This window comes from Candidatus Pelagibacter sp. PS_28, from assembly GCF_059417885.1.
On sequence record NZ_CM182070.1, the window covers coordinates 716575 to 738809 of the forward strand.

The 22235-nt window shown below is 29.6% G+C and carries 26 protein-coding genes and 2 tRNA genes; 10 read left to right on the forward strand and 18 right to left on the reverse strand.

The annotated features are described in order from the left end of the window. From AC5SMR_RS03900 to AC5SMR_RS03935, 8 genes are all read right to left on the reverse strand, one after another. Nucleotides 1-687: a DUF4956 domain-containing protein gene (locus AC5SMR_RS03900; protein WP_494576159.1), complete on the reverse strand. Its 687-nt coding sequence runs from the start codon at nucleotides 685-687 to the stop codon at nucleotides 1-3. Between the two features lie 30 nt (nucleotides 688-717). After that, the gene (locus AC5SMR_RS03905; RefSeq protein ID WP_494576161.1) at nucleotides 718-1311 is read right to left on the reverse strand and encodes a hypothetical protein; all 594 of its coding nucleotides are present in this window, start codon (nucleotides 1309-1311) and stop codon (nucleotides 718-720) included. 162 nt (nucleotides 1312-1473) lie between these two features. Further along, nucleotides 1474-1549, reverse strand: a tRNA-Val gene (locus AC5SMR_RS03910). A 49-nt stretch (nucleotides 1550-1598) separates the two neighbouring features. After that, nucleotides 1599-3983 (reverse strand): endopeptidase La, encoded by a 2385-nt coding sequence (gene lon, locus AC5SMR_RS03915; protein ID WP_494576163.1) that lies wholly within the window; start codon nucleotides 3981-3983, stop codon nucleotides 1599-1601. A 59-nt stretch (nucleotides 3984-4042) separates the two neighbouring features. After that, nucleotides 4043-5311 (reverse strand): ATP-dependent Clp protease ATP-binding subunit ClpX, encoded by a 1269-nt coding sequence (clpX, locus tag AC5SMR_RS03920; protein WP_006997038.1) that lies wholly within the window; start codon nucleotides 5309-5311, stop codon nucleotides 4043-4045. 91 nt (nucleotides 5312-5402) lie between these two features. Continuing rightward, complete coding sequence (clpP, locus tag AC5SMR_RS03925; protein WP_006997039.1) at nucleotides 5403-6014, reverse strand: ATP-dependent Clp endopeptidase proteolytic subunit ClpP; 612 nt, start codon at nucleotides 6012-6014, stop codon at nucleotides 5403-5405. 31 nt (nucleotides 6015-6045) lie between these two features. Beyond that, complete coding sequence (gene tig, locus AC5SMR_RS03930) at nucleotides 6046-7479, reverse strand: trigger factor (protein ID WP_494576165.1); 1434 nt, start codon at nucleotides 7477-7479, stop codon at nucleotides 6046-6048. 16 nt (nucleotides 7480-7495) lie between these two features. Beyond that, nucleotides 7496-7580: transfer RNA gene (locus AC5SMR_RS03935), tRNA-Leu, on the reverse strand. 101 nt (nucleotides 7581-7681) lie between these two features. Here AC5SMR_RS03935 and AC5SMR_RS03940 point away from each other — a divergent pair. From AC5SMR_RS03940 to AC5SMR_RS03950, 3 genes are read left to right on the forward strand one after another with little or no spacing between them, the layout of a single operon-like run. Continuing rightward, nucleotides 7682-7933 carry a DUF1289 domain-containing protein gene (locus tag AC5SMR_RS03940; RefSeq protein WP_020169339.1) on the forward strand — a complete coding sequence of 84 codons (252 nt, stop codon included), beginning with the start codon at nucleotides 7682-7684 and terminating at the stop codon, nucleotides 7931-7933. Beyond that, complete coding sequence (locus tag AC5SMR_RS03945) at nucleotides 7926-8096, forward strand: hypothetical protein (protein ID WP_006997042.1); 171 nt, start codon at nucleotides 7926-7928, stop codon at nucleotides 8094-8096. Before AC5SMR_RS03940 ends, AC5SMR_RS03945 begins: the two co-directional genes overlap by 8 nt. After that, on the forward strand, nucleotides 8083-8517 hold the full coding sequence (locus AC5SMR_RS03950; protein WP_494576168.1) for a hypothetical protein: 435 nt from the start codon (nucleotides 8083-8085) through the stop codon (nucleotides 8515-8517). Before AC5SMR_RS03945 ends, AC5SMR_RS03950 begins: the two co-directional genes overlap by 14 nt. Here AC5SMR_RS03950 and AC5SMR_RS03955 read toward each other — a convergent pair. Together AC5SMR_RS03955 and AC5SMR_RS03960 are read right to left on the reverse strand one after the other, a co-directional pair. Continuing rightward, a complete protein-coding gene (locus tag AC5SMR_RS03955) occupies nucleotides 8514-8651 on the reverse strand; it encodes a hypothetical protein (protein WP_020169337.1) in 138 nt (45 codons plus the stop codon). The two genes, AC5SMR_RS03950 and AC5SMR_RS03955, sit on opposite strands and share 4 nt — an antisense overlap. A gap of 18 nt (nucleotides 8652-8669) precedes the next feature. After that, nucleotides 8670-9221, reverse strand: coding sequence for a histidine phosphatase family protein (locus AC5SMR_RS03960; RefSeq protein WP_494576170.1), 552 nt, complete (start codon nucleotides 9219-9221; stop codon nucleotides 8670-8672). A 2-nt stretch (nucleotides 9222-9223) separates the two neighbouring features. On the opposite strand from AC5SMR_RS03960, the gene AC5SMR_RS03965 reads away from it, so the two are divergent. Beyond that, nucleotides 9224-9898, forward strand: a complete 675-nt coding sequence (locus AC5SMR_RS03965; RefSeq protein ID WP_271627201.1) for a uracil-DNA glycosylase — start codon at nucleotides 9224-9226, stop codon at nucleotides 9896-9898. Here the strand turns inward: AC5SMR_RS03965 and AC5SMR_RS03970 are convergent. Continuing rightward, nucleotides 9891-10316 (reverse strand): YbgC/FadM family acyl-CoA thioesterase, encoded by a 426-nt coding sequence (locus AC5SMR_RS03970; RefSeq protein ID WP_018414049.1) that lies wholly within the window; start codon nucleotides 10314-10316, stop codon nucleotides 9891-9893. The genes AC5SMR_RS03965 and AC5SMR_RS03970 overlap by 8 nt on opposite strands. Nucleotides 10317-10373: 57 nt before the next feature. Between AC5SMR_RS03970 and AC5SMR_RS03975 the strand changes: the two genes are divergently transcribed. Further along, nucleotides 10374-10511, forward strand: a complete 138-nt coding sequence (locus AC5SMR_RS03975; RefSeq protein ID WP_006997047.1) for a hypothetical protein — start codon at nucleotides 10374-10376, stop codon at nucleotides 10509-10511. A 2-nt stretch (nucleotides 10512-10513) separates the two neighbouring features. Here AC5SMR_RS03975 and AC5SMR_RS03980 read toward each other — a convergent pair whose 3' ends face one another. The 6 genes from AC5SMR_RS03980 to AC5SMR_RS04005 all read right to left on the reverse strand — a co-directional run bounded on the left by AC5SMR_RS03980 (nucleotide 10514) and on the right by AC5SMR_RS04005 (nucleotide 16736). Beyond that, nucleotides 10514-11155, reverse strand: coding sequence for a DUF3047 domain-containing protein (locus AC5SMR_RS03980; RefSeq protein ID WP_494576172.1), 642 nt, complete (start codon nucleotides 11153-11155; stop codon nucleotides 10514-10516). 201 nt (nucleotides 11156-11356) lie between these two features. Next, nucleotides 11357-12103, reverse strand: coding sequence for an SDR family NAD(P)-dependent oxidoreductase (locus AC5SMR_RS03985; RefSeq protein ID WP_494576174.1), 747 nt, complete (start codon nucleotides 12101-12103; stop codon nucleotides 11357-11359). Between the two features lie 4 nt (nucleotides 12104-12107). Then, nucleotides 12108-13565, reverse strand: a complete 1458-nt coding sequence (locus AC5SMR_RS03990; RefSeq protein WP_494576176.1) for a cytosine permease — start codon at nucleotides 13563-13565, stop codon at nucleotides 12108-12110. Nucleotides 13566-13590: 25 nt separating this feature from the next. Then, on the reverse strand, nucleotides 13591-14925 hold the full coding sequence (locus tag AC5SMR_RS03995; RefSeq protein WP_018414043.1) for a TRAP transporter large permease: 1335 nt from the start codon (nucleotides 14923-14925) through the stop codon (nucleotides 13591-13593). Beyond that, nucleotides 14925-15572, reverse strand: coding sequence for a TRAP transporter small permease subunit (locus AC5SMR_RS04000; RefSeq protein WP_034391601.1), 648 nt, complete (start codon nucleotides 15570-15572; stop codon nucleotides 14925-14927). The genes AC5SMR_RS03995 and AC5SMR_RS04000 overlap by 1 nt, the downstream gene beginning before the upstream one ends. A gap of 69 nt (nucleotides 15573-15641) precedes the next feature. Next, nucleotides 15642-16736, reverse strand: a complete 1095-nt coding sequence (locus tag AC5SMR_RS04005; RefSeq protein WP_018414041.1) for a TRAP transporter substrate-binding protein — start codon at nucleotides 16734-16736, stop codon at nucleotides 15642-15644. Nucleotides 16737-16887: 151 nt separating this feature from the next. Between AC5SMR_RS04005 and AC5SMR_RS04010 the strand changes: the two genes are divergently transcribed. From AC5SMR_RS04010 to AC5SMR_RS04030, 5 genes are read left to right on the forward strand one after another with little or no spacing between them, the layout of a single operon-like run. Then, nucleotides 16888-18483, forward strand: coding sequence for a GMC family oxidoreductase (locus AC5SMR_RS04010; protein WP_494576178.1), 1596 nt, complete (start codon nucleotides 16888-16890; stop codon nucleotides 18481-18483). After that, nucleotides 18483-19073: a TerC family protein gene (locus tag AC5SMR_RS04015; RefSeq protein ID WP_011281998.1), complete on the forward strand. Its 591-nt coding sequence runs from the start codon at nucleotides 18483-18485 to the stop codon at nucleotides 19071-19073. Before AC5SMR_RS04010 ends, AC5SMR_RS04015 begins: the two co-directional genes overlap by 1 nt. After that, a complete protein-coding gene (locus tag AC5SMR_RS04020) occupies nucleotides 19074-19832 on the forward strand; it encodes an SDR family NAD(P)-dependent oxidoreductase (RefSeq protein ID WP_271766318.1) in 759 nt (252 codons plus the stop codon). Beyond that, entirely contained in the window at nucleotides 19817-20617 is an 801-nt protein-coding gene (locus AC5SMR_RS04025; protein ID WP_018414037.1) for a M23 family metallopeptidase, read from the forward strand. The genes AC5SMR_RS04020 and AC5SMR_RS04025 overlap by 16 nt, the downstream gene beginning before the upstream one ends. Beyond that, the gene (locus AC5SMR_RS04030) at nucleotides 20617-21393 is read left to right on the forward strand and encodes a fumarylacetoacetate hydrolase (RefSeq protein ID WP_494576181.1); all 777 of its coding nucleotides are present in this window, start codon (nucleotides 20617-20619) and stop codon (nucleotides 21391-21393) included. Before AC5SMR_RS04025 ends, AC5SMR_RS04030 begins: the two co-directional genes overlap by 1 nt. A 6-nt stretch (nucleotides 21394-21399) precedes the next feature. On the opposite strand, the gene AC5SMR_RS04035 is transcribed toward AC5SMR_RS04030, so the two are convergent. Continuing rightward, nucleotides 21400-22125, reverse strand: a complete 726-nt coding sequence (locus AC5SMR_RS04035) for a class I SAM-dependent methyltransferase (RefSeq protein WP_494576183.1) — start codon at nucleotides 22123-22125, stop codon at nucleotides 21400-21402. Nucleotides 22126-22235 lie beyond the last annotated feature (110 nt).

Consider the following 22235-nt stretch of genomic DNA (forward strand, 5'->3'; position numbering starts at 1 on the left):
TTAAATTGCAATAATATCACTTTGCGCAACTACAACTTTTACATTCTTTTTTTGTATAGAGTTAACAACGGTATTTAATGCTTGAAAATTTTTTATTTTAATTTGAAAATTTAAAGTTGTGCTACTATCAGACTTAACTAATGATATTAATTTTATAAAATCTGATTTTTTTAGTAGTAAATTTTTTAAATTTTCTATTTCCTTCTCATTTGCATTAAAATTGCAAATTATTGACAAACTTAATTTGTCTAAATCTTTTATTTTAATCTTACTCGTATATTTAGAACGTAAAAATATTAAGATTAAGATGATAATTATGCCAATTATTATGACTTGAAACTGTCCTGCTCCACATGCAATCCCAATAGATATAATTAAAAAAAGATAAATTAATTCCTCAGGCTCTTTTATTGCTGCTCTAAAACGTACAATAGATAGGGCACCAACTAAACCTAAGGAAAGTGCCAGTGAAGATTTTATAATGGTTATGATAATTGTAGTTGTAGCCGCAAGAATTAGAAAATTCTTAGAAAACTCTTCTTTATTAGACAGTGTTGAAGAAAATCTTTTATAAAACTGCTGAACCAAAAAACTTAAAAATATTGAAATTAATAAACTAATGACGAAATTTTGTAAGTTTATGGTGATATTCTGTGTTGCTAAAATTTTTAAACTAGATAAATCCATAATAAATTTGATTAAATATTAAATTATAAGCTATTTTTCAATATATACTACCACATTATTTGATTTACCTTTATCTACGAATATTGGGTCCGCAGATATTGGCCCTCCAGCCTTGACTGACAAAACTCCATTGGTAAAATATTTTTTTATTACTTTTTTATGTACACAGGAAAGTCCATTTATTTCGACAGTGTAGCCTGCATCTAACCAATCTATGTATTGTTCATTATTATTAGCATCACATAGCACTCTATAAATAAACACACCTTCTCTTAACATAATTTTTAAATCATCTGATCTATGACGTGCTATTTGGATTAAAGTTTTTTCATTAAGCTCAATATTATTTGAATTATCTGTGTATCTCCTATTATTAAAAATATAGTAGCCATTATTATATTTATTTATGATAATTACTTTATTAGCTTCTTCTATATTCATTTTTTTATACCAACTCTTTTTTTTTGCTTTTTCAATCATAATATAACTCCCTGTCTTTGTACCAAATAAATCTTTTAAAGTAGAGAATGGGAATATTTTATTTCTAGAAACTAAATATCCATAAGAAAAAGAAAATAAAAATATCAAAACACATGCAATCGAGAAGTACATCACCTTTTTCATGCTTAAATGATACTTGTTAAATTGTATTTTACAAGTTTGTATATTGAGTTGGTTTTTATTAATTAATTACTTTTTTTTATTAACAACATTTTTAAACCTTATAACTATATCTATATAACCATCTTCATTAGCATCTGCATAAAAGTAATCAGTTATTGTTATTGGTGGGTAATATAGGACTCTAACCTATGGCCCCCTCGGTGTAAACGAGATGCTCTACCAACTGAGCTAACCGCCCAAAACAAGCGCTACTATTACATCAAGGAATAGATAATGTAAATTGGTAATTATTGAATACTGGCTTGAGATTTATCATTAGATTGAGAAATTTTCTCAACCTCGACCCACTCAACTCTTTTTAATTCTTTTGTTAAAGCTATTTTTAATACTTCGTCAGCATGCTCAACAGGAGTAATTTTTATATCATCAATAATTTTCTTAGGCATATCAACAAGATCTTTTTCATTTTCCTTCGGAATTATAACTTGTTTTATCCCAGCTCTGTGTGCTGCTAATAGTTTTTCTTTTAATCCACCAATTGGCAATACTTGACCTGTTAATGTTACCTCGCCTGTCATTGCAACATCTCTTCTGACAGGGTTATTTGTGATTGCAGAAACTATTGAAGTGACCATACCAATACCTGCTGAGGGTCCATCTTTAGGAGTAGCTCCTTCTGGAACATGAATATGAAAATCCTTTTTTTCAAATAAAGGAGGAATGATTCCATAATCTAAACTTTTTGATCTAATAAAAGATTTTGCAGCTTTGATAGATTCTTGCATAACCTCACCTAATTTTCCTGTAATTTGCATTCTGCCTTTTCCTGGCATTATAACAGTTTCAATTTTAAGAATTTCCCCACCGTATTCAGTCCAAGCTAAACCAGTAACAACACCGATTTTATCTTTACTTTCAAGTTCACCAAATTTAAATTTTTGAATTCCTAAATAGTCTGGTAAATTTTTTAAATCAATTTTAACTTCTTTCTCTTCTCCAGAAACTACTTTCTTAACAACTTTTCTGGCTACTTTTGAAATTTCTCTTTCTAGGTTTCTTACACCAGACTCTTTTGTATAGCTTTGGATAATTTCTTTAATTATATCCTCAGATAAAGTCATTTCATTTTCTTTAACTCCATTATCTTTAACTTGTTTGGGTAGTAGATACTTATTTGCAATATTAATTTTTTCATCTTCTGTATAACCAGCTAATCTAATGACTTCCATTCTATCTAATAACGGTGGTAAAATATTCAAAGTGTTAGCTGTAGTAACAAACATGACGTCAGATAAATCATAATCAACTTCTAGATAATGATCATTAAATGTTGTGTTTTGTTCTGGATCTAATGCTTCTAACAAAGCAGAAGATGGATCTCCTCTATAATCATTTCCAATTTTATCTATTTCATCAAGAAGAATAAGTGGATTTTTTGTACCTGCTTTTTTCATCATTTGAATAATTTTACCAGGTAAAGAGCCTATATAAGTTCTTCTATGTCCTCTTATTTCCGCTTCATCTCTCATACCACCTACAGAAACTCTTACAAATTCTCTGTTAGTAGCTTTTGCAATTGATTTTCCTAATGATGTTTTACCAACACCTGGAGGACCAACTAAACATAAAATTGGACCTTTAATCTTTTCCATTCTTTTTTGGACTGCTAAAAATTCAATAATTCTCTCTTTAACTTTTTCTAAACCAAAATGATCTGCATCAAGAACTGCAAGTGCTTTTTTCAGATCAATATCAACTTGGCTTTTTTTATACCAAGGAAGATCTGTCATCCAATCAAGATAATTTCTGATAACAGTAGCCTCAGCAGACATTGGGCTCATATTTTTTAATTTTTTAAGCTCAGCCATACATTTCTTCTCAACATCTTTTGGCATTTTTGCTTTAATAATTAATTTATTCAAACTTGAAGTTTCATCTTTTCCATCTTCGATTTCACCCAATTCCTTTTGAATAGCTTTAAGTTGTTCATTTAAATAATATTCTCTTTGAGTTTTCTCCATTTGAGTTTTAACTCTTCCTCTAATTCTTTTTTCAACTCCAATAATACTGGTTTCATTCTCCATTATTTTAATTATAGAATTAAGTCTTTTCTTAACATCTATAGTTTCAAATATTTGTTGCTTCTCTGAAATTGTAGCTGTTAGGTGAGATGCAATATTATCAGCGATGTGTGATGCATTAGTTAACTTTTTAATATTATTAATTGTTTCACTTGATACTTTTTTATTAATTGAAGTTAGTTTTTCTAATCTTCTTACAGCAGTCATTGCTATTGGTATTAAGTCTTCATCTTTAGTTACTACATCATGGTGATGAGCATATTCACAAATAATAAATTTCTCATTATCTTTAAAATCTAAAATTTTTACTCTTTTACTTCCTTCTACTAAAACTTTTACTGTACCGTCTGGTAATTTTAATAACTGAAGGATATTACCTTCACAACCATACATGAAAACATCAGTTTTTTTAGGGTCATCTATTTCTGAATTTTTTTGAGTAACTAGAACAATTTTTTTATCCTTTTTCATAACTTCATTTAAAGCGGCAATAGATTTATCTCTGCCAACAAATAATGGGACTACCATATTTGGAAATACAACAATATCTCTTAACGGTAATAAAGGTCGTTCAATTTTTACATCCATCATCTAAATATGGATATTAAATATGATATTGCAATAGGTATTTATTACTTATTAACGTGAAATTAGGCAGCAGAAGTTTTGTCAGTCTTTGTTTTGCTACTATTTTTTGAATGAACTATGATTGGTTGAGATAGTCCTTTGGCCGCACTAGCGTCTACAATAACTTCCTCCACATTGTCTTGACTTGGAAGATCGTACATTGTTTTTAATAAAATATTTTCTAAGATTGATCTAAGGCCTCTAGCCCCAGTTTTCTTATTAATTGCTTTTTGTGCAATCTCTTTGATCGCATTTTCTTTAAAACTTAACTTAGCTCCATCTAATTTAAATAATTCTTGGTATTGTTTAATTAGCGAGTTTTTTGGTTCTTGTAGTATTTTAACTAGAGATTTTTCATCAAGATCTTCTAATGTAGCTATCATTGGAAGTCTTCCAATAAATTCTGGGATTAAGCCATACTTTAACAAATCTTCAGGTTCTAAAGTTTTCATCCACTCACCTGTTTTTTTATCATCTGTTTTTTTTACATTTGCACCAAATCCTATTGATGTACCTTTATCTCTTTGAGATATTATTTTATCTAAGCCAGCGAATGCTCCACCACAAATAAACAAAATATTTGTTGTGTCTACTTGTAAAAATTCTTGTTGTGGATGCTTTCTGCCACCTTGAGGTGGAACGCTCGCCACTGTCCCTTCCATAATTTTTAATAGAGCTTGTTGTACACCTTCTCCAGACACGTCTCTAGTTATAGAAGGGTTTTCTGATTTTCTGCTAATCTTATCAACTTCATCGATGTATACAATTCCACGTTGTGCTTTTTCAACGTTGTAATCAGCAGCTTGTAATAATTTTAAAATTATATTTTCAACATCTTCACCAACATAACCTGCTTCTGTTAAAGTGGTTGCATCTGCCATTGTGAAAGGAACGTCAAGGATTCTTGCTAGAGTTTGAGCTAATAAAGTTTTTCCACAACCAGTTGGACCAACTAAAAGAATATTTGATTTTGAAAGTTCAACTGTTTTGCTGGTTTTAGTCTCATAATTAAGTCTCTTATAATGATTATGAACAGCAACTGATAAAACTTTTTTTGCGTGAGGCTGCCCAATAACATAATCATCTAATACAGCACAAATTTCTTTAGGCGGTGGTAACCCATCTTGATGTTTAACAAATGTGTCTTTACTTTCTTCTTTGATGATATCCATGCATAGTTCAACGCATTCATCACATATAAATACAGTTGGACCTGCAATAAGTTTTCTAACTTCATGTTGGCTCTTTCCACAAAAAGAACAATAAAGAATATTTTTATTATTTGTTGTCATATAATTTATAAACGAATCAGTAAAGTTACTTTAATATAGAAGACTCATACTAATCAAGTGTCAGTTTAATGGGGTGTCAAGATGTTGTGTATTAAGATCTATTTTCAACTACTTCATCTATCAAACCAAACTCTTTTGCGGTATCTGGAGTCATAAAGTTATCACGTTCTAGTGCTTTCTTCACATCATCAACAGATTTTCCAGTATGTTTTGAATAAATCTCATTAAGTCTTTTTTTCAAGGCTAAAACTTCGTTAGCATGAATTTCAATATCTGTAGCTTGTCCTTGAAAACCAGCAGAAGGTTGGTGAACCATAATTCTAGAATTTGGCAAAGAAAATCTTTTACCTTTTTTACCTGCAGCTAATAAAAATGAACCCATTGATGCAGCTTGACCAATACATAATGTTGAAACATCTGGTTTAATGTATTGCATAGTATCATAAATTCCAAGACCTGCTGTCACTAGTCCTCCAGGACTATTGATATATAAATTGATTTCTTTTTTTGGATCCTCAGACTCTAAAAACAAAAGTTGAGCTGTAACTAAAGATGCTACGTTATCATTTATTGGTCCTACCAAAAAAATAATTCTCTCTTTGAGAAGTCTTGAATAAATATCATAAGCTCTCTCACCTTTATTTGATTGTTCAACAACCATAGGTACAAGAGTATTCATTTGATCTAATAAATTTGTTGTCATAAGTTGATTCTCTTACTTATACAACTTGTGATTACTTTTTACTAACTTTTTTTGTTGAAGGTTTTTTAGATGCTGAGGGTTTTGGTTTTTTTTCAATTTTAGTAGATTTTGAAGCTTTTTTTTCCTCAGGATGATCGTGGTCATGATTGTGGTCATGTTCATGATTATGATCTTGTTTTTGATGTTCCTTTAAAATTTTTTCTGCTTCTTCTTTGCTAATTTCTTTTTTAGATGGTTTTGCTTTAGTTTTAATTAAATCGATAATTTTTTCTTCATACACGGTTCCTCTTAAGCTAGCTAATGCTGATGGATTTTTTTGATAAAATTCCATAACCATCTTTTCTTGGCCAGGCATCATTCTAAGTTGTTTTTGAACTTCAGCTTGAACTTCTTGTTCGGTTACTTTGATTTTATTTTGTTCACCGAATTCATTTAATATCAACCCAACTTTAATTCTTTTTTTAGCGATTTCCTCAAAATTTTTTCTACTTTTTTTAGAATCTTCTTCAGTCATACCTTGAGATAAAATCTTAACTTCTTCTTCAATTAAGTTTTCCGGAATTTCATCCACTTTAAAATTTTCAATTTCTTTTAAGATTTGAGTTTTTGTCAATTTATCTAGAGAATTTTTATATTCATCATTAATTTGTTTACTAACTAATACTTTTAAATCAGCAAGATCTTTTGCACCTAAGTTTTTAGCAAAAACATCATCTATTTTTACTTCCTCTGATTTTTTTACTTCTGTAATTTTACAAATAAAATTAGCTTTCTTATTTGCGTATTCTTTTTGTGGATAATTTTCAGGCAGAGTAACGTCAACAGATTTTTCATCATTTTTTTTAACGCCGATAAGCTGCTTATCAAAGCCTTTAATAAATAAGTCCTTACCTAGAATTAATTGAGTATTTTTTCCTTCACCACCAGTAAAATCTTTTCCATCAATCGTTGCTTTGTAGTCAAAAATAACTAAATTTTTCTCTACTGCTTTAACATCTGCTGCAACTTCTTTAAAATTGTTCTGACTTTTGGCTATTTCTTTAATTCTTTTATCTGTTTCGTTTGTGTCAATTTTAACTGAATATTCATCAAATTTAATATTTTCAACAGACTTTAACTCTACCTTTGGAAGTTCTGTTATCGACATTACATATTCTAAATCTTTATCTTCACCATAGGTTTTAAGATCGAGCTTTGGTTGTCCAGCTGGCTTAATTTTATTATCTTCTAAAGCCTTAACTGATGTATCTTTAAGAACTTTATCTAGCACTTCACTAAAAATTGCTTGGCCAAATTGTCTTTTTAAAACTTCTTTAGGCACCTTGCCAGGTCTAAAACCTTTTAAGTTAACAGTCTTTTTAATTTCTTCATATTTTTCATCCATATAAGAATTCATAGTTTCTTTATCTATGAAAACTTTAATGTCTTTATTTAAACCTTTTTTATTTTCTACTGTAACTTTCATAATTTTTTAAGCTTGTTGGTAGGCGAAAAAGGACTCGAACCTTCACATCTTGCGATACTGGTTCCTAAGACCAGCGCGTCTACCAATTCCGCCATTCGCCCACAATTCTTGTGGCTTTATATAGGATAGTTTCTATTTGTCCAATGACAATAATAATGAAATATATTAATAATCAATTATATTTACTAGTAATTTAAAAAAAATGATTATTTCTCCATGTATAAGTATATGTAAAACAGATCCTCAAACAGGATATTGTTATGGATGTGCAAGAAATAATGAGGAAAAAAAAATGTGGAAAATGCAAGAAACTACAGAAGAATGGAAAAAATCAAACTTAACAATCATTCAAACACGTCTGAGTGGCTGGCAATTAGAGAGTTTTAAAGAATCTTATGGTCATAAGATTGAAAATGGAATTTCACTTTATAAAAAGAATTTAAATAATGAGTAAATCTACTTTAGCTATATTAATTTATGTTGCGGGGTTAATCTTTGGAGCGTTGGTTTTAAATATATGGAGTGCAGAAACTGGACCCAAAGCTTTTATAGGGATAATTTGGACAGCAATTTTATTAATTGCACTTTTTTATGCTGACAAACATGAAAAAAAGTAAAAAAATAATTTTTTTTGGTATATTTTCAATCTTATTAGTAAGCTTCCAGACATTTGCTTTATCTGAAATTATGCATTTAACAGGCTGTAAGAATTTAAAAGATGGTTTTATTAAAAATGAATATATTTTAGATTTAGAAAAGTCTTTAATGAAGAGAAATTATATTTATGACAGTAAAACTTTTAAAAAATATAAATCTACTGATCTTAGTGTTAAACAAGAAAATTTAATTGAAAGATTTATCTATGAAGATGAGAGCTTAATACTAACAGACAAAATTGGTTACCCACAATTTTATACCCAACTAGTTTTTGAAAAAAATAAACCATTAATTAAAATCAAAACAGTCATAAATGGAGAACAAGGTATCTCAAAAATTTCAACATGTGATAAAGTGGAAGTTTTCGTAAAAGAAAGTTAAGATTTTTTACTTTTCTTATTTACTTTACTTGTAAAGTTTATTTTTTTTGAACCAAACCTAGTATTAGTTATATTGCTTCTATGTTTAGCATAAGCTTGTTTTTGAGCTAACTTCATAGCTTTTTTAGATGACATTTTATTAGTTTATATTTTTTAAAAATTTTGTCGAGCAAGAACATTAAAATTTTTGTCTGAAATGATTATCTCTCCAGAAGAAGTTGTAATATTTAGCACTTCTTGAATTGTTACATAATGTGTTACTAATACTAAATTGTTATCACCGTTCCATTCATTAATATATTTTTTTAAATCATAAATTTGTTTATTTTTATTACTTGCAAATTTTGCACTAAAAAATGAATTTAAAAAACTTTTTGTTTCATATTTATCAAAAGCATGTTGAGCTGTATGTTTACATCTACACCACTCACTGGATAACACCTTATCGATCTTAATATTATTTTGTGAAAAAAACTTCCCAATACTTTTAGATTGTTCAATACCCTCTATGCTTAAATTTCGTTGGGTTTCACATTTTAATATATCAAAATCTAATGGATCACCTCCACCTGGTGCAATTGCATGTCTTATAAATATTAATTTTTTACCTTCTTTTAACAAACTTTGTATTTCATCATTTGAATTTGCTTTTACTGAAATATTGAAAGATAAAAGTATTAATAAAAAAAATTTTATAAGATTCATATATGGATATAAAATTCAAAAAATTAAATAATTCAATAGTTAAATGTAAAAGTTGTCCTAGGTTAATTGCGTTTAGTAAAAAAATTTCTATAGAAAAAAGAAAACAAAATATAAAGGAAACTTATTGGGCTAAACCAGTTACAGGATTTGGTGATATTAACGCTAAACTATTAATAGTAGGTCTGGCGCCTGCAGCTCACGGGGGTACTAGAACAGGCAGAGCGTTCACTGGAGATAAATCTGGAGATTTTCTTTTTAAATGTTTATTTAAAGCTAACATATCGAATATATCAACTTCTACGCATATTGATGATGGTTTAAAATTAAATAAAACCTATATTACAAATATTCTTAAATGTGTCCCTCCAGAAGATAAACCTATAAAAAATGAATTATCCAACTGTTCAACATTTTTTAAAAATGAATTGATCTTATTAAAAAATTTAAAAGTTATTATAGCGTTAGGTAAAGTTTCGTTTGATAATTGTATAGAATTTTATAAAAAAAATTATCATTTTGATAAAAAACTAATCTTCATACACGGTGTAAAATATTTATTACCTGATAATAAAATTCTAATTCCTAGTTATCACCCTAGTCCAAGAAATGTTAATAGAAAAATAATTAATACACAAAAAATGGTAAGCTTGTTAAAGAAGGCTAAGAAAATTATTTAATTTTTATACTATCGCAAAAATAAGGTTTAAAAACTTTAAAAATGTCCTCTGGAACTTTTATAGGTTTTCCATTTTTATCTACAAAAACTAAATGTACTTTTGCCTCAACAATTAATTCGTCATCTCTAGAAATAAATTGTGACATAAAAAAAGAAGTTTTTGTAATAGATTTAACAAAGGATCTAATTTTTAACTCGTCTTCAAGATAGGAGGGTTTTTTGTACTCAATGTTACAAGATTTAACAACAATTAAGGCTCCATAATCTTCTTTAATTTTTTTATTATTAAATCCGATTGTAAACAATGCCTCTGTTCTTGCTCTTTCAAGAAACTTCAAATAGTTTGCATAATAAACAACACCACCTGCATCAGTGTCCTCATAATAAACCTTTATATTGTGAAAAAAATTTTCGTGCATGAATTTATACTATCAAAAATAAATATTTTTAGCATCAAACTAAGATATAATATAACAATGAAAGTTTATATTATTTGGCTTTTAGGTGTAATTGCTTGGAATTATTTGGTCCCTAATGCTGCACCCATTGAAGATGTAATTGTTGCAGTACTTTTATCTTTTTTAAGTATTGGTCTTAAAAAAGTATTTAAATAATCTTATTCAGCTGAAAAATAAATATCTTGATAATAAGAGATACCTTTTAATTTCGAATTATCAGTGTCAGTCATTATAGCTATACCTGAAATTTCTGTAACATCAATTTCATGAAGTTTCTTAAAATCTTTTTGCACATTTGCTTTAACAGTAACCCATGTATTTTTGTTATTTTTTGTAGTTGAGAGAACATAATCAATAGATTTTTTTGTATATGGACTTGGCCAATATTTTCCAACATCATTATTACTTGAAAAAACATAATTAATTGCCCTGTTAGATAATGGTGTAGAACCTGTTTTTTTTATTACAAAAACTCTAGCAGCATAATCGTGCCCTTTTTTACTATTTTCAATAATTCCAGATAAATCTTTCTCAACTTTCCATGTAATATTAATAATAGGAGTTTTATTAAGATCAATTCTAATTTCTTTTCCCAAGCCTGACCCAACACCTTCAGCCTCTGCTCTTATAAAGTTACCATTTTCGTTAGACCCAACAGCCCAGCTGGTCTCTCCTTTAACTTTTTTAACTTTTAATGTATTTAGCTCATCGTTAGTAAAATCAAAAACGTAAACATTTTCAGCTAACAAAGGTTTTGTTATTAAAAATAAATATCCTAATAATATTAAAAAAAATTTCATCAGTCTGAGGGTATATCTAAATTTAATTTTAAAACAATATTTGAACACACTTTAAGCATTAAATTATCAATATTGGATACTATATAAATAGAATGAAATTAATTTCTATATTTGTTTTATTAATATATTGGTCCATAATTCTACTGGCACCAGTTATTTCTAAAGAAAGTAAGTCTCTTAATGTTGATTCTAAAGTGCTAATTAGTAAGTAGAACGACCACCACTAATATCAAAAACAGCTGCTGTTGAAAATGAGTTTTCTTCTGAAGCTAGCCAACAAATTAATGAAGTAAACTCTTCTATCTCTAAAAATCTACCTCTAGGAACCTTAGAAAGCATTCTGGCAACATGTTCTTTTGACATTTGATCAAGAATTCTTGTTTTTGCACCAGCTGGGGTAACAGCGTTTACAGCTATATTTTTATCAGCCAGTTCTTTACCTAATGATTTAGTTAAACCAATAGCTCCCGCTTTAGCTGAACTGTAGGCACTAGCATTAGCGTTACCATCCTTGCCAGCTACAGATGCAACATTGATGATTCTACCATAATTATTTTTAATCATATTGGGCACAACACACTTGCAACAATTAAAAGTCCCCATTAAATTAATTTGTACTATTTTATTCCACTCATCAACATCATAATCCCATAGAGAGGATGTCGAACCTGTAATACCAGCATTATTAATTAAAATATCAATGTTCATAGATTTTGTTATTTCATCTACAGTTTCTTTAACATTTTTATAATTGGAAACATCAACAACTTTATAAGACAGATTTGGGTTGTTTAGTTCTTGAGTGGCTTTTTTAAGTTCATTTTCATCTATATCCCAAATAATAGTTTTAACACCTGAGCTTAAAAATCTTTTTGCTATATCAAGACCAAACCCTTGGGCTCCACCTGTGATAATTGCTGTTCTATTATTTAAATCAAACTGATGCATTGGTTTATTTACTAGCTAAAAGATAATAAGTCAAAGATGATACAAATGCTCCAATGATCCAAGAATAAGAATGGAAGCTCATTAAACTTTCATTCCAGATAGTTGAGGCCGCAAAAATAAAACCTAAGACTAATGAATAGATAGCTTTTAAATGCCAGCCATTAGAATAAAAATACATGCCCTTCTCGTTTAAAGAAAAAATCTCATTGTTATTTAAGTTAGTTTTTTTTAATAAATAATAATCAACAACCATAACACCAAACAATGGACCAAAAAAAGAACCAAGGGTATCCACAAATGCTAATATTCCAATCTGACTTAATAATGGCAACCAAAGCATACCAACAATAAAACCAATAATCGTAATAACAATAGCAGATTTTTTTAAATCAAGAGATTGAGGAAAAAAATTCAGTAATGAATTTTGAGCTGGAACATAATTTGCTATTAAATTTGTTGATGCAGATGCAAAAACAATAAAAAATAAGACAATCACAGTTAACTGAGAATTGTCAATTTTACCAATGATATCTGTAGGATTTGTTAAAATTCTTTCCATGAGTTCTAAATTTTTGTTTAGAAAAATATCTGATCCAATGACTATAAAAACTGCAAAGAAAGAAAAAATTATCAAATTTAATATTAAGCTTAAGTTTCCTTTTTTTAATTCACTCTCATTTTTTACATATCTACTAAAGTCACCGTAGTTGACTATAACTACTGAAAAATAAGCAAATAAAGTTGCTGCCACAGTAATCAATGGAGCAACATTGCTACTATTTAAAATATTTTGTATCAAAAAAATATCAACAAATGCAGCAGAAGTAACCTTAACATCATAAAGAAAAACTGTTAAAAAAAATATAAGCATTCCTGAATAAACGGTAATCGCAGAAACTTTTATTATAAGTCTATTAAACTGATGGCTTTTACTAAATAAAAAAGCTTGTAATAAAATTGCAAAAACAAATGCTATCCAATCAATTAAATTTAAACCAAAAACAAATACTAAAAAAATATCCTGATCTAAAAGTGAATTATCAATAGAATATAAGGTTATTCTAATTAAGTAGCTAAAAAGTTTTGATAAAAAATATGTTTGAATTCCAAACATGAAAATTCCAACCAATCCTCTTAATAGAGCAAAATATTTAGCTCCTTTTATTCCAATCGAGGTTCTTAAAATTACCGGAAAAGGAAGTCCATATTTTTGAGATGGTTTACCAATTAAATTTGCAAAGAAATAAACAAATATTGAAGCAATTAAACTTCCAGTTAAAACTACAAAAACATTTAATTCATAAACTAAATAAAGTGAGGCAATTAAAGAAAAAGCAATCAAACTTTGGATATTATTTGCCCAAAAATAAAAAAGATCTTTCCAATTCCAATTTTTTTCATTTGGATTAACTGCAACTAATTCCCAGTTAATTAGAGTATTTTTTGATTTGATCTGATTCACTAAAACTATAATAAACTAATAAGTTCTACTGTCCATATAGATAGGTTGGTAGCCATAAAGCTATTTGTGGGAAGATTATTATTAAAATCAATCCTATAATTTGAATTACCATAAATTGCATCATGCCGTAGTAAATATCTTTAAGATCCCACTCTGGAACAACACCTTTAAGAAAATATGCTGATAAGGCGACTGGTGGTGAGAGCCAGGCTGTCTGGAGATTAACTGCAACAAGTATTGCAAACCAAGTTAAATTAAAACCAAGCGCTTCTACTAAAGGCAATATGATTGGAACTATTATCATTACGATTGGTACCCATTCTAGAGGCCAACCTAAAAGAAAAATTATAACCATAATCATTGCAAGAATTAAGTATCTGTTCATCTCTAGACCAAGTAAAAATTCTGTAAGAAGCATGGGTGTTCCAAGTCTTGAAAATACAGCTCCAAAGAAGTTAGATGCAGCGACTAAAACCATAATTAATGCTGCTATTTCTAATGTTTTAACGAGAGAGTCTTGTAATTTTTTGAAAGTTAATTTTCTATAAGCTAAAGCTAAAAGTAAAGATCCCATAGCTCCGCACCCAGCAGCCTCTGTTGGTGTTGCAAATCCAAACAAGATACTTCCAAGAGCAGCAAACACTAATGCTGCAGGTGGAACTAATCCTAAGAAAAATTCAACCCAAACTTCTTTCATACTTGTTGCTCTTAATTCTTTTGGTAATACAGGTCCTAAACTTGGATCTATCCAACATCTAATTGTTGTGTATGCCGCATAAAGAGTTGCAAGCAATACACCTGGTATTATTGCTGCAGCAAACAAATCTGTTACAGGAATTTCCATTATTGGACCCATCACAACAAGCATAATGCTAGGTGGGATTAAAATTCCAAGCGTACCACCAGCAGTAATAGTTCCAGCTGCTAATCTTACATTGTATCCTGATTTATTCATTGATTTTGCAGCCATAATCCCAAGGATGGTAACTGATGCACCAACAATTCCAGTTGCTGCAGCAAAAACTACAGAAACGAAAAGCACAGCATAATAAAGTGAGCCCCTTACCTTAGCTAACATAAGTTGGAAAGCTGAGAATAATCTTTCCATTAATCCAGCTTGCTCCATCATAATTCCCATAAAGACAAAGAGGGGAACTGCAGCAAGTGTTTGCTCTGTCATGACCATAGAAAACTGCAAGGTCATTAAATAGAATACTAATTTACCAAATCCTAAATAACCAAATACAAAACCCAAGAAAATTAAGGTAAATGAAATTGGAAATCCTACAAAAATTGAAAAAAGCATTACTCCTATAAGAATAAATCCTAATAAAGCAGGATCCATAAATTCAGCTAACATTATTTCTCCTCTCCAGGCCACTTACCTTTAGTAGCTGCCCAATAACTTTTAAATAATTCCGATATCCCTTGAACAATCAAAAGAATAATTCCGACAAACAAACAAGCTTTAATTGGCCACATATAAGGCATCCATGCTGTGTCCATACCCTTTTCACCTCTCATGATAGACTCTTGAAGAAAGCCAGTTGACATATAAAGAAATACACTTAGTCCTGGAAAATAAAATATTAGGTAAAGCCAAAAATCTATTCTTCCTTGGTTTTTGGTTTTAAAATTTCTGTATAAAAAGTCTGCTCTAATATGAACACCTTTTGAAAGCGCATAACCAGCTCCCAACATAAATAAGGCTCCATACATAAATCTACTCATGTCATAAGCCCACATAGTGGGTGCATTGAAAAGTTTTCTGGCTAAAACTTCATAAACCATTGCAAATATTAACGGTATAGTAATCCAGCAAACTGTGTTGCCAACCCATTTATTAAATAAATCAATTTTTGTAATTGCTAATGCCATCCACTTAGGCATATTTCTTGGCATTTTACCTGAACCACCTCTTCTTTCAGCAATCATTTCATCTGAAATGTCTAGTTTCATAGGCTTTATAGATTTAAGAGGTTTTTTAGATTTGTGGTTTCTTGGCATAAATATTTAAAAAAAAACTAAAGCGGATCGTAAAATCCGCTCTAGTTATATTTATTTTTTATCTAAATACTACTTTAAAGTAGCTGCGTGAGCCATTCCTAGCTTAGCATTAGACATTTGAGATCCAGACCAGAAAGGAACTGCAATATCAGCAAACGCTTTTTGAGAGTCCCAAACTTCTTTAAAGAATTTGTTCTCATTAGCATTTTTTTCTAGACTTGCTTTTGCAGCAGCCATATATGCTGGGAAATAATCTGCTGGAGTATCATGTAAAATCACACCGTGTTTTCCAGTCAACTCAGCAAGAGCTTTTCCGTTTTCATATATTCTGTAACTCATAGATTTTGATAGAGATGCATTCGCAGCAACTTCTAAAGCTTTTTTCTCTAAAGCAGACATCTTTTTATACTTAGATCCTGTAATGTAGAAATCAGCATTTACTACTACTTGGTGAAGACCTTGTAGATAGTAATGTTTTAGAACTTTCTGGAAACCGAATGTCATGTCTGGCTTAGGACAACACCATTCAGCAGCATCAATTGTTCCTGCTTCAAGTGCTGGTAAAATATCTCCACCACCCATTGCAACAGAAGCTACACCAATGTCTTTATAAGTTTGGCCAGGAATTCCCGGAGGAGTTCTGAACTTGTACTTTCTAAAGTCGGCCATGCTATTAATTGGCTCTTTGAACCAACCTAAAGCTTCAGGTCCTACCGGTTGTAACATAAATCCTTTGATGTCTCTTCCCATCTCAGACCATAGTTGGTCGTAAAGTTCTTTACCACCACCATATTGGAACCAAGATAAAAAAGCGATGTTATCGATACCAACACCTGCACCTGCTACTGGCGAACCAAATAACATAGCTGCTGGGTGATCGCCTGACCAATAGTGAGTCCAAGCAAAACCACAATCGATTAATCCTTTATCAACTGCATCTAAAGTTTCTTTTACACCCACTACAGATCCAGCTGGCATAATTTCGAACTTAAGCGATCCACCAGTTAATTCTGTTACTGTATCAGTGAAGTCTTTCAACATTACCACTTCATCAGCTTTTGAACTAATTACTGTTTGACACTTAAGAGTTTGTGCAGATGCACCCGTTACTGTCATTACAGTAAGTAGAAGCGATCCAACAAACAAAGATATGATTTTTTTCATATTTATATTTCCTCTTGTTGTGTTTTTTTATAAAAAAACCACCTTTTCAAAAATAAAAAATTAAAACAAGTCTTAATATTAATAAAATACTAATTATAAGCATTGGTAATACTAGAATTTTAATTTTTACTATTATAAACATTCTAAATTGATGGAAAATTTTGATTATATTATTTTAGGAGCTGGATCAGCAGGTTGTGTTCTTGCAAATAGACTGTCTGAAAGTCCAAAAAACAAAGTTCTTTTAATTGAAGCAGGTGGCAAAGATAATTACCCATGGATTCATATACCAGTAGGATATTTCAAAACTATGCATAACCCTAATGTTGATTGGTGTTATAATACAGAGCCAGATGAAACTATGAACAATAGGTCCATAAGGTATCCTAGAGGAAAAACTCTTGGAGGTAGCTCATCAATAAATGGTCTGCTTTACGTTAGGGGTCAACACAGAGACTACGATGTTTGGAGACAGCTAGGAAATAAAGGCTGGAGTTGGGAAGATGTGTTACCTTATTTCATCAAAGCTGAAAATCAAGAACGAGGAGAAAGTGAATTTCATGGTGTAGGAGGTCCTTTGTCTGTTTCTGATCAACGAATACAATTGCCTTTATTAAATGAGTTTCAAAAAGCGGCTGAGGAATTTGGAATTCCAAAAACTAAAGATTTTAATACAGGAGACAATCATGGCTGTGGTTATTTTCAAGTAACAGAAAAGGATGGCTTTAGATGTAGTACTGCTGTTGGTTATTTAAACCCAGCTAAGAAAAGACCTAATTTAAAAATAATTACAAAAGCTCACGTTAAAAAGATTAATTTTGAAAACAAAGTTGCTAAAGAAGTTGAGTATTGGATTGAAAATGAAATATTCACTGTAAGTGTAAATAAAGAAATTATCTTATCTTCAGGAGCAATTGGTTCTCCACAATTATTACAAGTATCTGGAGTTGGAAATTCAAATAAATTAAAGGAACTAGGAATTGAAATGGTGCATGAATTAAAGGGTGTTGGTGAAAATTTACAAGACCATTTAATGTTTAGACCAATATATAAAATACAAAATATAAAATCTCTTAATAAAAAAATTAATAGTTTATTTGGTAACTTGTTAATTGGATTAGAATATATCTTTAATAGAAGTGGGCCAATGACTATGGGTGCAAGTCAGATGTGTATGTTTGCAAAAAGTGATCCTTCATTAGAGCTGCCTGATTTACAATGGCATGTTCAGCCAATGAGTATGGATACATTGGGAGCTACCAAAAACCATGATTTTCATGGTTTTACTCCAACAGTTTCACAAATTAGACCAACTAGTAGAGGTCATATTAGTATAACAGATAAAGACTCACGAACTTACGCAAAAATAAAAATGAATTATTTGTCGACAGATGAAGATAGAAAAATTGCAGCAGCTGGTCTTAAATTAACAAGAAAAATTGTTTTAGAATCTGAGACATTTAAAAAATTTAGCCCAGAAGAATACCGACCTGGAATTCATTTAACAGAAAATGAAGATATTTTAAAAGCAGCAGCAGATTATGCTCAAACTATTTTTCATCCTGTTGGAACATGTAAAATGGGTCAAGATGATATGGCCGTTGTTGATGATCAACTAAAAGTTCATGGAATTAAAAATTTAAGAGTAATAGATGCATCAATAATGCCCAATATCACCTCTGGAAACACTAACGCACCCACAATAATGATTGCAGAAAAAGGTGCTGATATGATACTAAGCAGCTGATGTTTGCAGAATTATTCGGGCCTGAACAACTTATAATTTTAGGCCAAATTATATTTATCGATTTAGTATTAGCTGGTGATAATGCCATTATTATTGGAATGGTTGCCTCTAAATTTCCACCCGAACAAAGAAAAAAAGTAATTTTTTGGGGGATAGGTGGTGCAGTAATTTTAAGAATTATCTTAACCATGTTAACTGCTTATTTATTACAAATAACAGGATTAAGATTAATAGGAGGATTACTTCTTCTTTATATAGTCTACAAACTCTACACAGATGTAATCAAAGGTCAGTCAGGTGATGAAGATATTAAAGTAGATAATTCAAGCTTTATGAAAGCTATATGGACAGTTTTACTTGCTGATTTTACGATGAGCTTGGACAATGTTTTAGGTGTAGCTGGTGCTGCTGGTGATCATTATGTATTATTAATATTTGGTTTAGCTTTATCAATAATTCTTATGGCAACAGCTGCTACTGTAATTTCAAGATGGATTAATGAGTATAAATGGATAGCATGGATTGGTTTAATTGCTATACTGGTTGTTGCTATCGAATTAATTTATACTGATTTAAAGTTATTTATTTAAATGTACTTACAAAAAATAAATCTTAAAAACAAATATGCATTAGTTACAGGTGCTGGTAAAGGATTGGGAAGAGCCTGCTCAATTGCTCTAGCTGAAGCTGGAGCTACAATCATTGCTTTAAGTAGAACTCAATCAGATCTTGATAAACTTGAAAAAGAAATAAAGAAGATAAAAGGTAAAGTTATCAAAGTTAATTGTAATGTAATGAATTATGAAGATCTTAAAGAAAAACTAGATAAGATTAAGATTATAGATATTTTGGTTAATAATGCTGGGACAAATATTCCAGAACCTTTTGAAAAAATTAAACAAGAAAGTATGAACTACTTAGTAGATTTAAACCTTAAAGCTGCTTTTAATGTTGCTCAATTAGTTGTTAAAAAAATGTTAAAGAATAAAAAAAGAGGTGGATCTATTATTAATATGTCATCTCAACTTGGTCATGTTGGAATGTCTGGTAGAAATGTTTATAACATGACAAAATTTGGTATTGAAGGTTTGACTAAGGGTATGGGTGTTGAGCTTGCAAAAAACAATATTAGAGTAAATACAGTGGCCCCTACTTTTGTAGCAACACCAATGGTTAAAAGATTTTTTAAAAATAAAGAGTTTAAAAAACTAGCTTTAGGGAATATTCCTATGGGAAAATTGGCAACAGAAAGTGATGTTGCAACAAGCGTTTGTTTTTTAGCTTCATCTGCTTCATCGATGATTACAGCCACATCAATCCTAGTAGACGGTGGATGGACAGCAAAGTAATATATAGATTACTTTCATTAGTAGCGTTATTTTTTTCAACTCAATCTTTTGCAGTAGAGTTTCAGGGAAAATTCATTCAAGGACATTACATTATTGGAAAAACTGAGCCTGGGTCATCAATTTTTGTAGATAAAAAAAAAGTTAAAGTCACAAAAGATGGTTATTTTGCATTTGGAATTGAAAAAGATAGAAAATTTGACATTACAATTACTGAAAATAATAACAAAATTATAAAAAAAATTAAAAAAAGAAAATATAATATTCAAAAAATTGAAGGCTTACCTAAAAAAAAAGTTACACCACCTGAAGAATTTTATGCAAGAATAAAAAAGGAAAACAAATTAATAGCTGATGCAAGAGAAATTGAAAGTGACTTACAGTTTTTTAAAGAAAAGTTTATTATCCCAGTTGATGATGCAATAATTACTGGTGTTTATGGTAGTCAAAGAATTTTAAATGGCATACCCAAATGGCCTCATTATGGTTTAGATTTTGCTCAAAAAAAAGGTACTCCAGTTAAAGCAATGAATAACGGTGTTGTTACTCTAGCTGAAAAGGACTTATTTTATACTGGAGCAACTTTAATATTTGACCATGGTCATGGTGTTTCAACTCTTTACATGCATATGGATGAAATTTTTGTAAATGTAGGTGACCATGTTAAAAAAGGAGATATCATTGCTACAGTTGGTTCCTCTGGTAGATCAACAGGACCTCATCTTGATGTAAGACTTAATTGGTTTGGTACTAGACTAGATCCTGCAACTATATTAAACATTCAATAATGAAAAAAACCATATTAGAAAAAACAGCAGATAAATTAGTTAATGCATTTGTTAACAATAAAATAATTGCACCACTTCCAATAAAATTTACAAAAACATTAAGTGAAGCTCAAAAGCTAAGAAAATTATGCGAGAGTAAAGTTAAAGATCCAATAATAGGATTCAAAGCTGCAGGGACAGGTATACCTGTCATGAAAAAACTTAAAGAAAAAAAACCTTTCTATGCTGCAATCTTTAAAAAGAATTTTATAAAAAGTGGAAAAAAAGTAAAAATTAATAAATCAACTTTAGGTATAGAGCTTGAGGTTTGTTACCTAATTAAGAAAAACTTTTTCTCATCAAAAGGATCAATTACTACGAAAAATATAACAAAACATATTTCTCATATGGCAGCTTGTATTGAGGTTATTGGTTACAGACAAAAGAAAAAAGGCATTACTAGTTTTGGAGATTTATGTAGTGATTTTGGCGCTAATGTTAAGTTTTTAATTGGGCAAAAGAAAAAATATAAAAAAATTAATATTGGAAATTTAAAGACAAATATTGCTAATAAAAAAATTGGACAAAGCGTTAATGGAAATACAAATACCGTTTATATAAACCCATTAAACTCACTTAGATTTGTTTTGAATGAATTAAAAAAAGATAAAGTCACTCTTGATAAAGATTTTTATGTATTTACAGGATCGACTGTTGGTGTTGTTCCAATCTTAGGTAAAGGTCTTTATACTGGAAAAGTTGATCAACTAGGTTCAGCTAAAGCAATAATTCAATAATTAATTTTAATTTTTTTTAAAACTTTTCTTCAAAAAAATCTGGTTAACTGTTACAGCAACAATTTTGAGATTATTTTCATTTACAATTTCATTAATTGCTCCTATTGGTATGTCTTTCTTATCAGCATCAAGATTCCAAAAGTAATCATCACAAATAATAATTCCATCTCTGTCTAAAAATTTAAGAGCATTAATTAAATCTTTTTTAACTTGGTAATGTTTATGAAGACCATCTATATAAACAATATCAAATATTAATTTATTATTTGAAAAAAAATCATCAGAAGTACTTTTGTACTTAATTAAATTTTTAATATCTTTTAAATTATTATCAAAATTTGATTCAACAGTTGTAAAGATTGTTTCTGGTCCGTGCTCATTACTACCTTTCCAAGTGTCTACACAGTAAATCTTTTTGGGTTTTAAATATTTGTGAATAAAATACGCACTAATACCTTCAAATGAACCTATCTCTAAGTATTTAGTATCTTTACTTAAGTATTCTTTTAAATTTTTTTTCCAATCATAAGAATTCATAGAAAAAAAATCGTGTGTTATTCGCTTGTCTTTAATCGACATCTTATTTTTTCTTTTTTCTTTTGCTCTAAACTGATTAAAAAATATTTTTGTTATTTGAAATTTTAAAAAAGCTAAAATTATAAAAATATTAGCATTATGTTTAATTAAATAATTGATCTTATACAAAAAAGGTGACGTTGAAAATTTTATCATGATGTTTTATTATTATTTGTGTTTAATGATAAGATTTTTTTAAAACTTAAACAAGCTTGAAATACGTTTCTTTATTTTAATTTTTTAAATAATTAATGATACTTCTTGTA

Excerpts from the sequence above, each read along its gene's own strand:
- AC5SMR_RS03975 (WP_006997047.1), top strand. The coding sequence starts at position 10,374 with ATGAAAGTTTATATTATTTGGCTTTTAGGTGTAATTGCTTGGAATTAT.
- AC5SMR_RS04005 (WP_018414041.1), bottom strand. The coding sequence starts at position 16,736 with ATGAAAAAAATCATATCTTTGTTTGTTGGATCGCTTCTACTTACTGTA.
- AC5SMR_RS04010 (WP_494576178.1), top strand. The coding sequence starts at position 16,888 with ATGGAAAATTTTGATTATATTATTTTAGGAGCTGGATCAGCAGGTTGT.
- AC5SMR_RS04030 (WP_494576181.1), top strand. The coding sequence starts at position 20,617 with ATGAAAAAAACCATATTAGAAAAAACAGCAGATAAATTAGTTAATGCA.
- AC5SMR_RS03965 (WP_271627201.1), top strand. The coding sequence starts at position 9,224 with ATGGATATAAAATTCAAAAAATTAAATAATTCAATAGTTAAATGTAAA.
- tig (WP_494576165.1), bottom strand. The coding sequence starts at position 7,479 with ATGAAAGTTACAGTAGAAAATAAAAAAGGTTTAAATAAAGACATTAAA.
- AC5SMR_RS03960 (WP_494576170.1), bottom strand. The coding sequence starts at position 9,221 with ATGAATCTTATAAAATTTTTTTTATTAATACTTTTATCTTTCAATATT.
- AC5SMR_RS04025 (WP_018414037.1), top strand. The coding sequence starts at position 19,817 with ATGGACAGCAAAGTAATATATAGATTACTTTCATTAGTAGCGTTATTT.
- AC5SMR_RS04000 (WP_034391601.1), bottom strand. The coding sequence starts at position 15,572 with ATGCCAAGAAACCACAAATCTAAAAAACCTCTTAAATCTATAAAGCCT.
- clpX (WP_006997038.1), bottom strand. The coding sequence starts at position 5,311 with ATGACAACAAATAATAAAAATATTCTTTATTGTTCTTTTTGTGGAAAG.
- AC5SMR_RS04020 (WP_271766318.1), top strand. The coding sequence starts at position 19,074 with ATGTACTTACAAAAAATAAATCTTAAAAACAAATATGCATTAGTTACA.
- AC5SMR_RS03945 (WP_006997042.1), top strand. The coding sequence starts at position 7,926 with ATGAGTAAATCTACTTTAGCTATATTAATTTATGTTGCGGGGTTAATC.
- AC5SMR_RS03985 (WP_494576174.1), bottom strand. The coding sequence starts at position 12,103 with ATGCATCAGTTTGATTTAAATAATAGAACAGCAATTATCACAGGTGGA.
- AC5SMR_RS03980 (WP_494576172.1), bottom strand. The coding sequence starts at position 11,155 with ATGAAATTTTTTTTAATATTATTAGGATATTTATTTTTAATAACAAAA.
- AC5SMR_RS03970 (WP_018414049.1), bottom strand. The coding sequence starts at position 10,316 with ATGCACGAAAATTTTTTTCACAATATAAAGGTTTATTATGAGGACACT.
- AC5SMR_RS03955 (WP_020169337.1), bottom strand. The coding sequence starts at position 8,651 with ATGTCATCTAAAAAAGCTATGAAGTTAGCTCAAAAACAAGCTTATGCT.
- AC5SMR_RS03950 (WP_494576168.1), top strand. The coding sequence starts at position 8,083 with ATGAAAAAAAGTAAAAAAATAATTTTTTTTGGTATATTTTCAATCTTA.
- AC5SMR_RS03995 (WP_018414043.1), bottom strand. The coding sequence starts at position 14,925 with ATGTTAGCTGAATTTATGGATCCTGCTTTATTAGGATTTATTCTTATA.
- AC5SMR_RS03905 (WP_494576161.1), bottom strand. The coding sequence starts at position 1,311 with ATGAAAAAGGTGATGTACTTCTCGATTGCATGTGTTTTGATATTTTTA.
- AC5SMR_RS04035 (WP_494576183.1), bottom strand. The coding sequence starts at position 22,125 with ATGATAAAATTTTCAACGTCACCTTTTTTGTATAAGATCAATTATTTA.
- clpP (WP_006997039.1), bottom strand. The coding sequence starts at position 6,014 with ATGACAACAAATTTATTAGATCAAATGAATACTCTTGTACCTATGGTT.
- AC5SMR_RS04015 (WP_011281998.1), top strand. The coding sequence starts at position 18,483 with ATGTTTGCAGAATTATTCGGGCCTGAACAACTTATAATTTTAGGCCAA.
- AC5SMR_RS03940 (WP_020169339.1), top strand. The coding sequence starts at position 7,682 with ATGATTATTTCTCCATGTATAAGTATATGTAAAACAGATCCTCAAACA.
- AC5SMR_RS03900 (WP_494576159.1), bottom strand. The coding sequence starts at position 687 with ATGGATTTATCTAGTTTAAAAATTTTAGCAACACAGAATATCACCATA.
- lon (WP_494576163.1), bottom strand. The coding sequence starts at position 3,983 with ATGATGGATGTAAAAATTGAACGACCTTTATTACCGTTAAGAGATATT.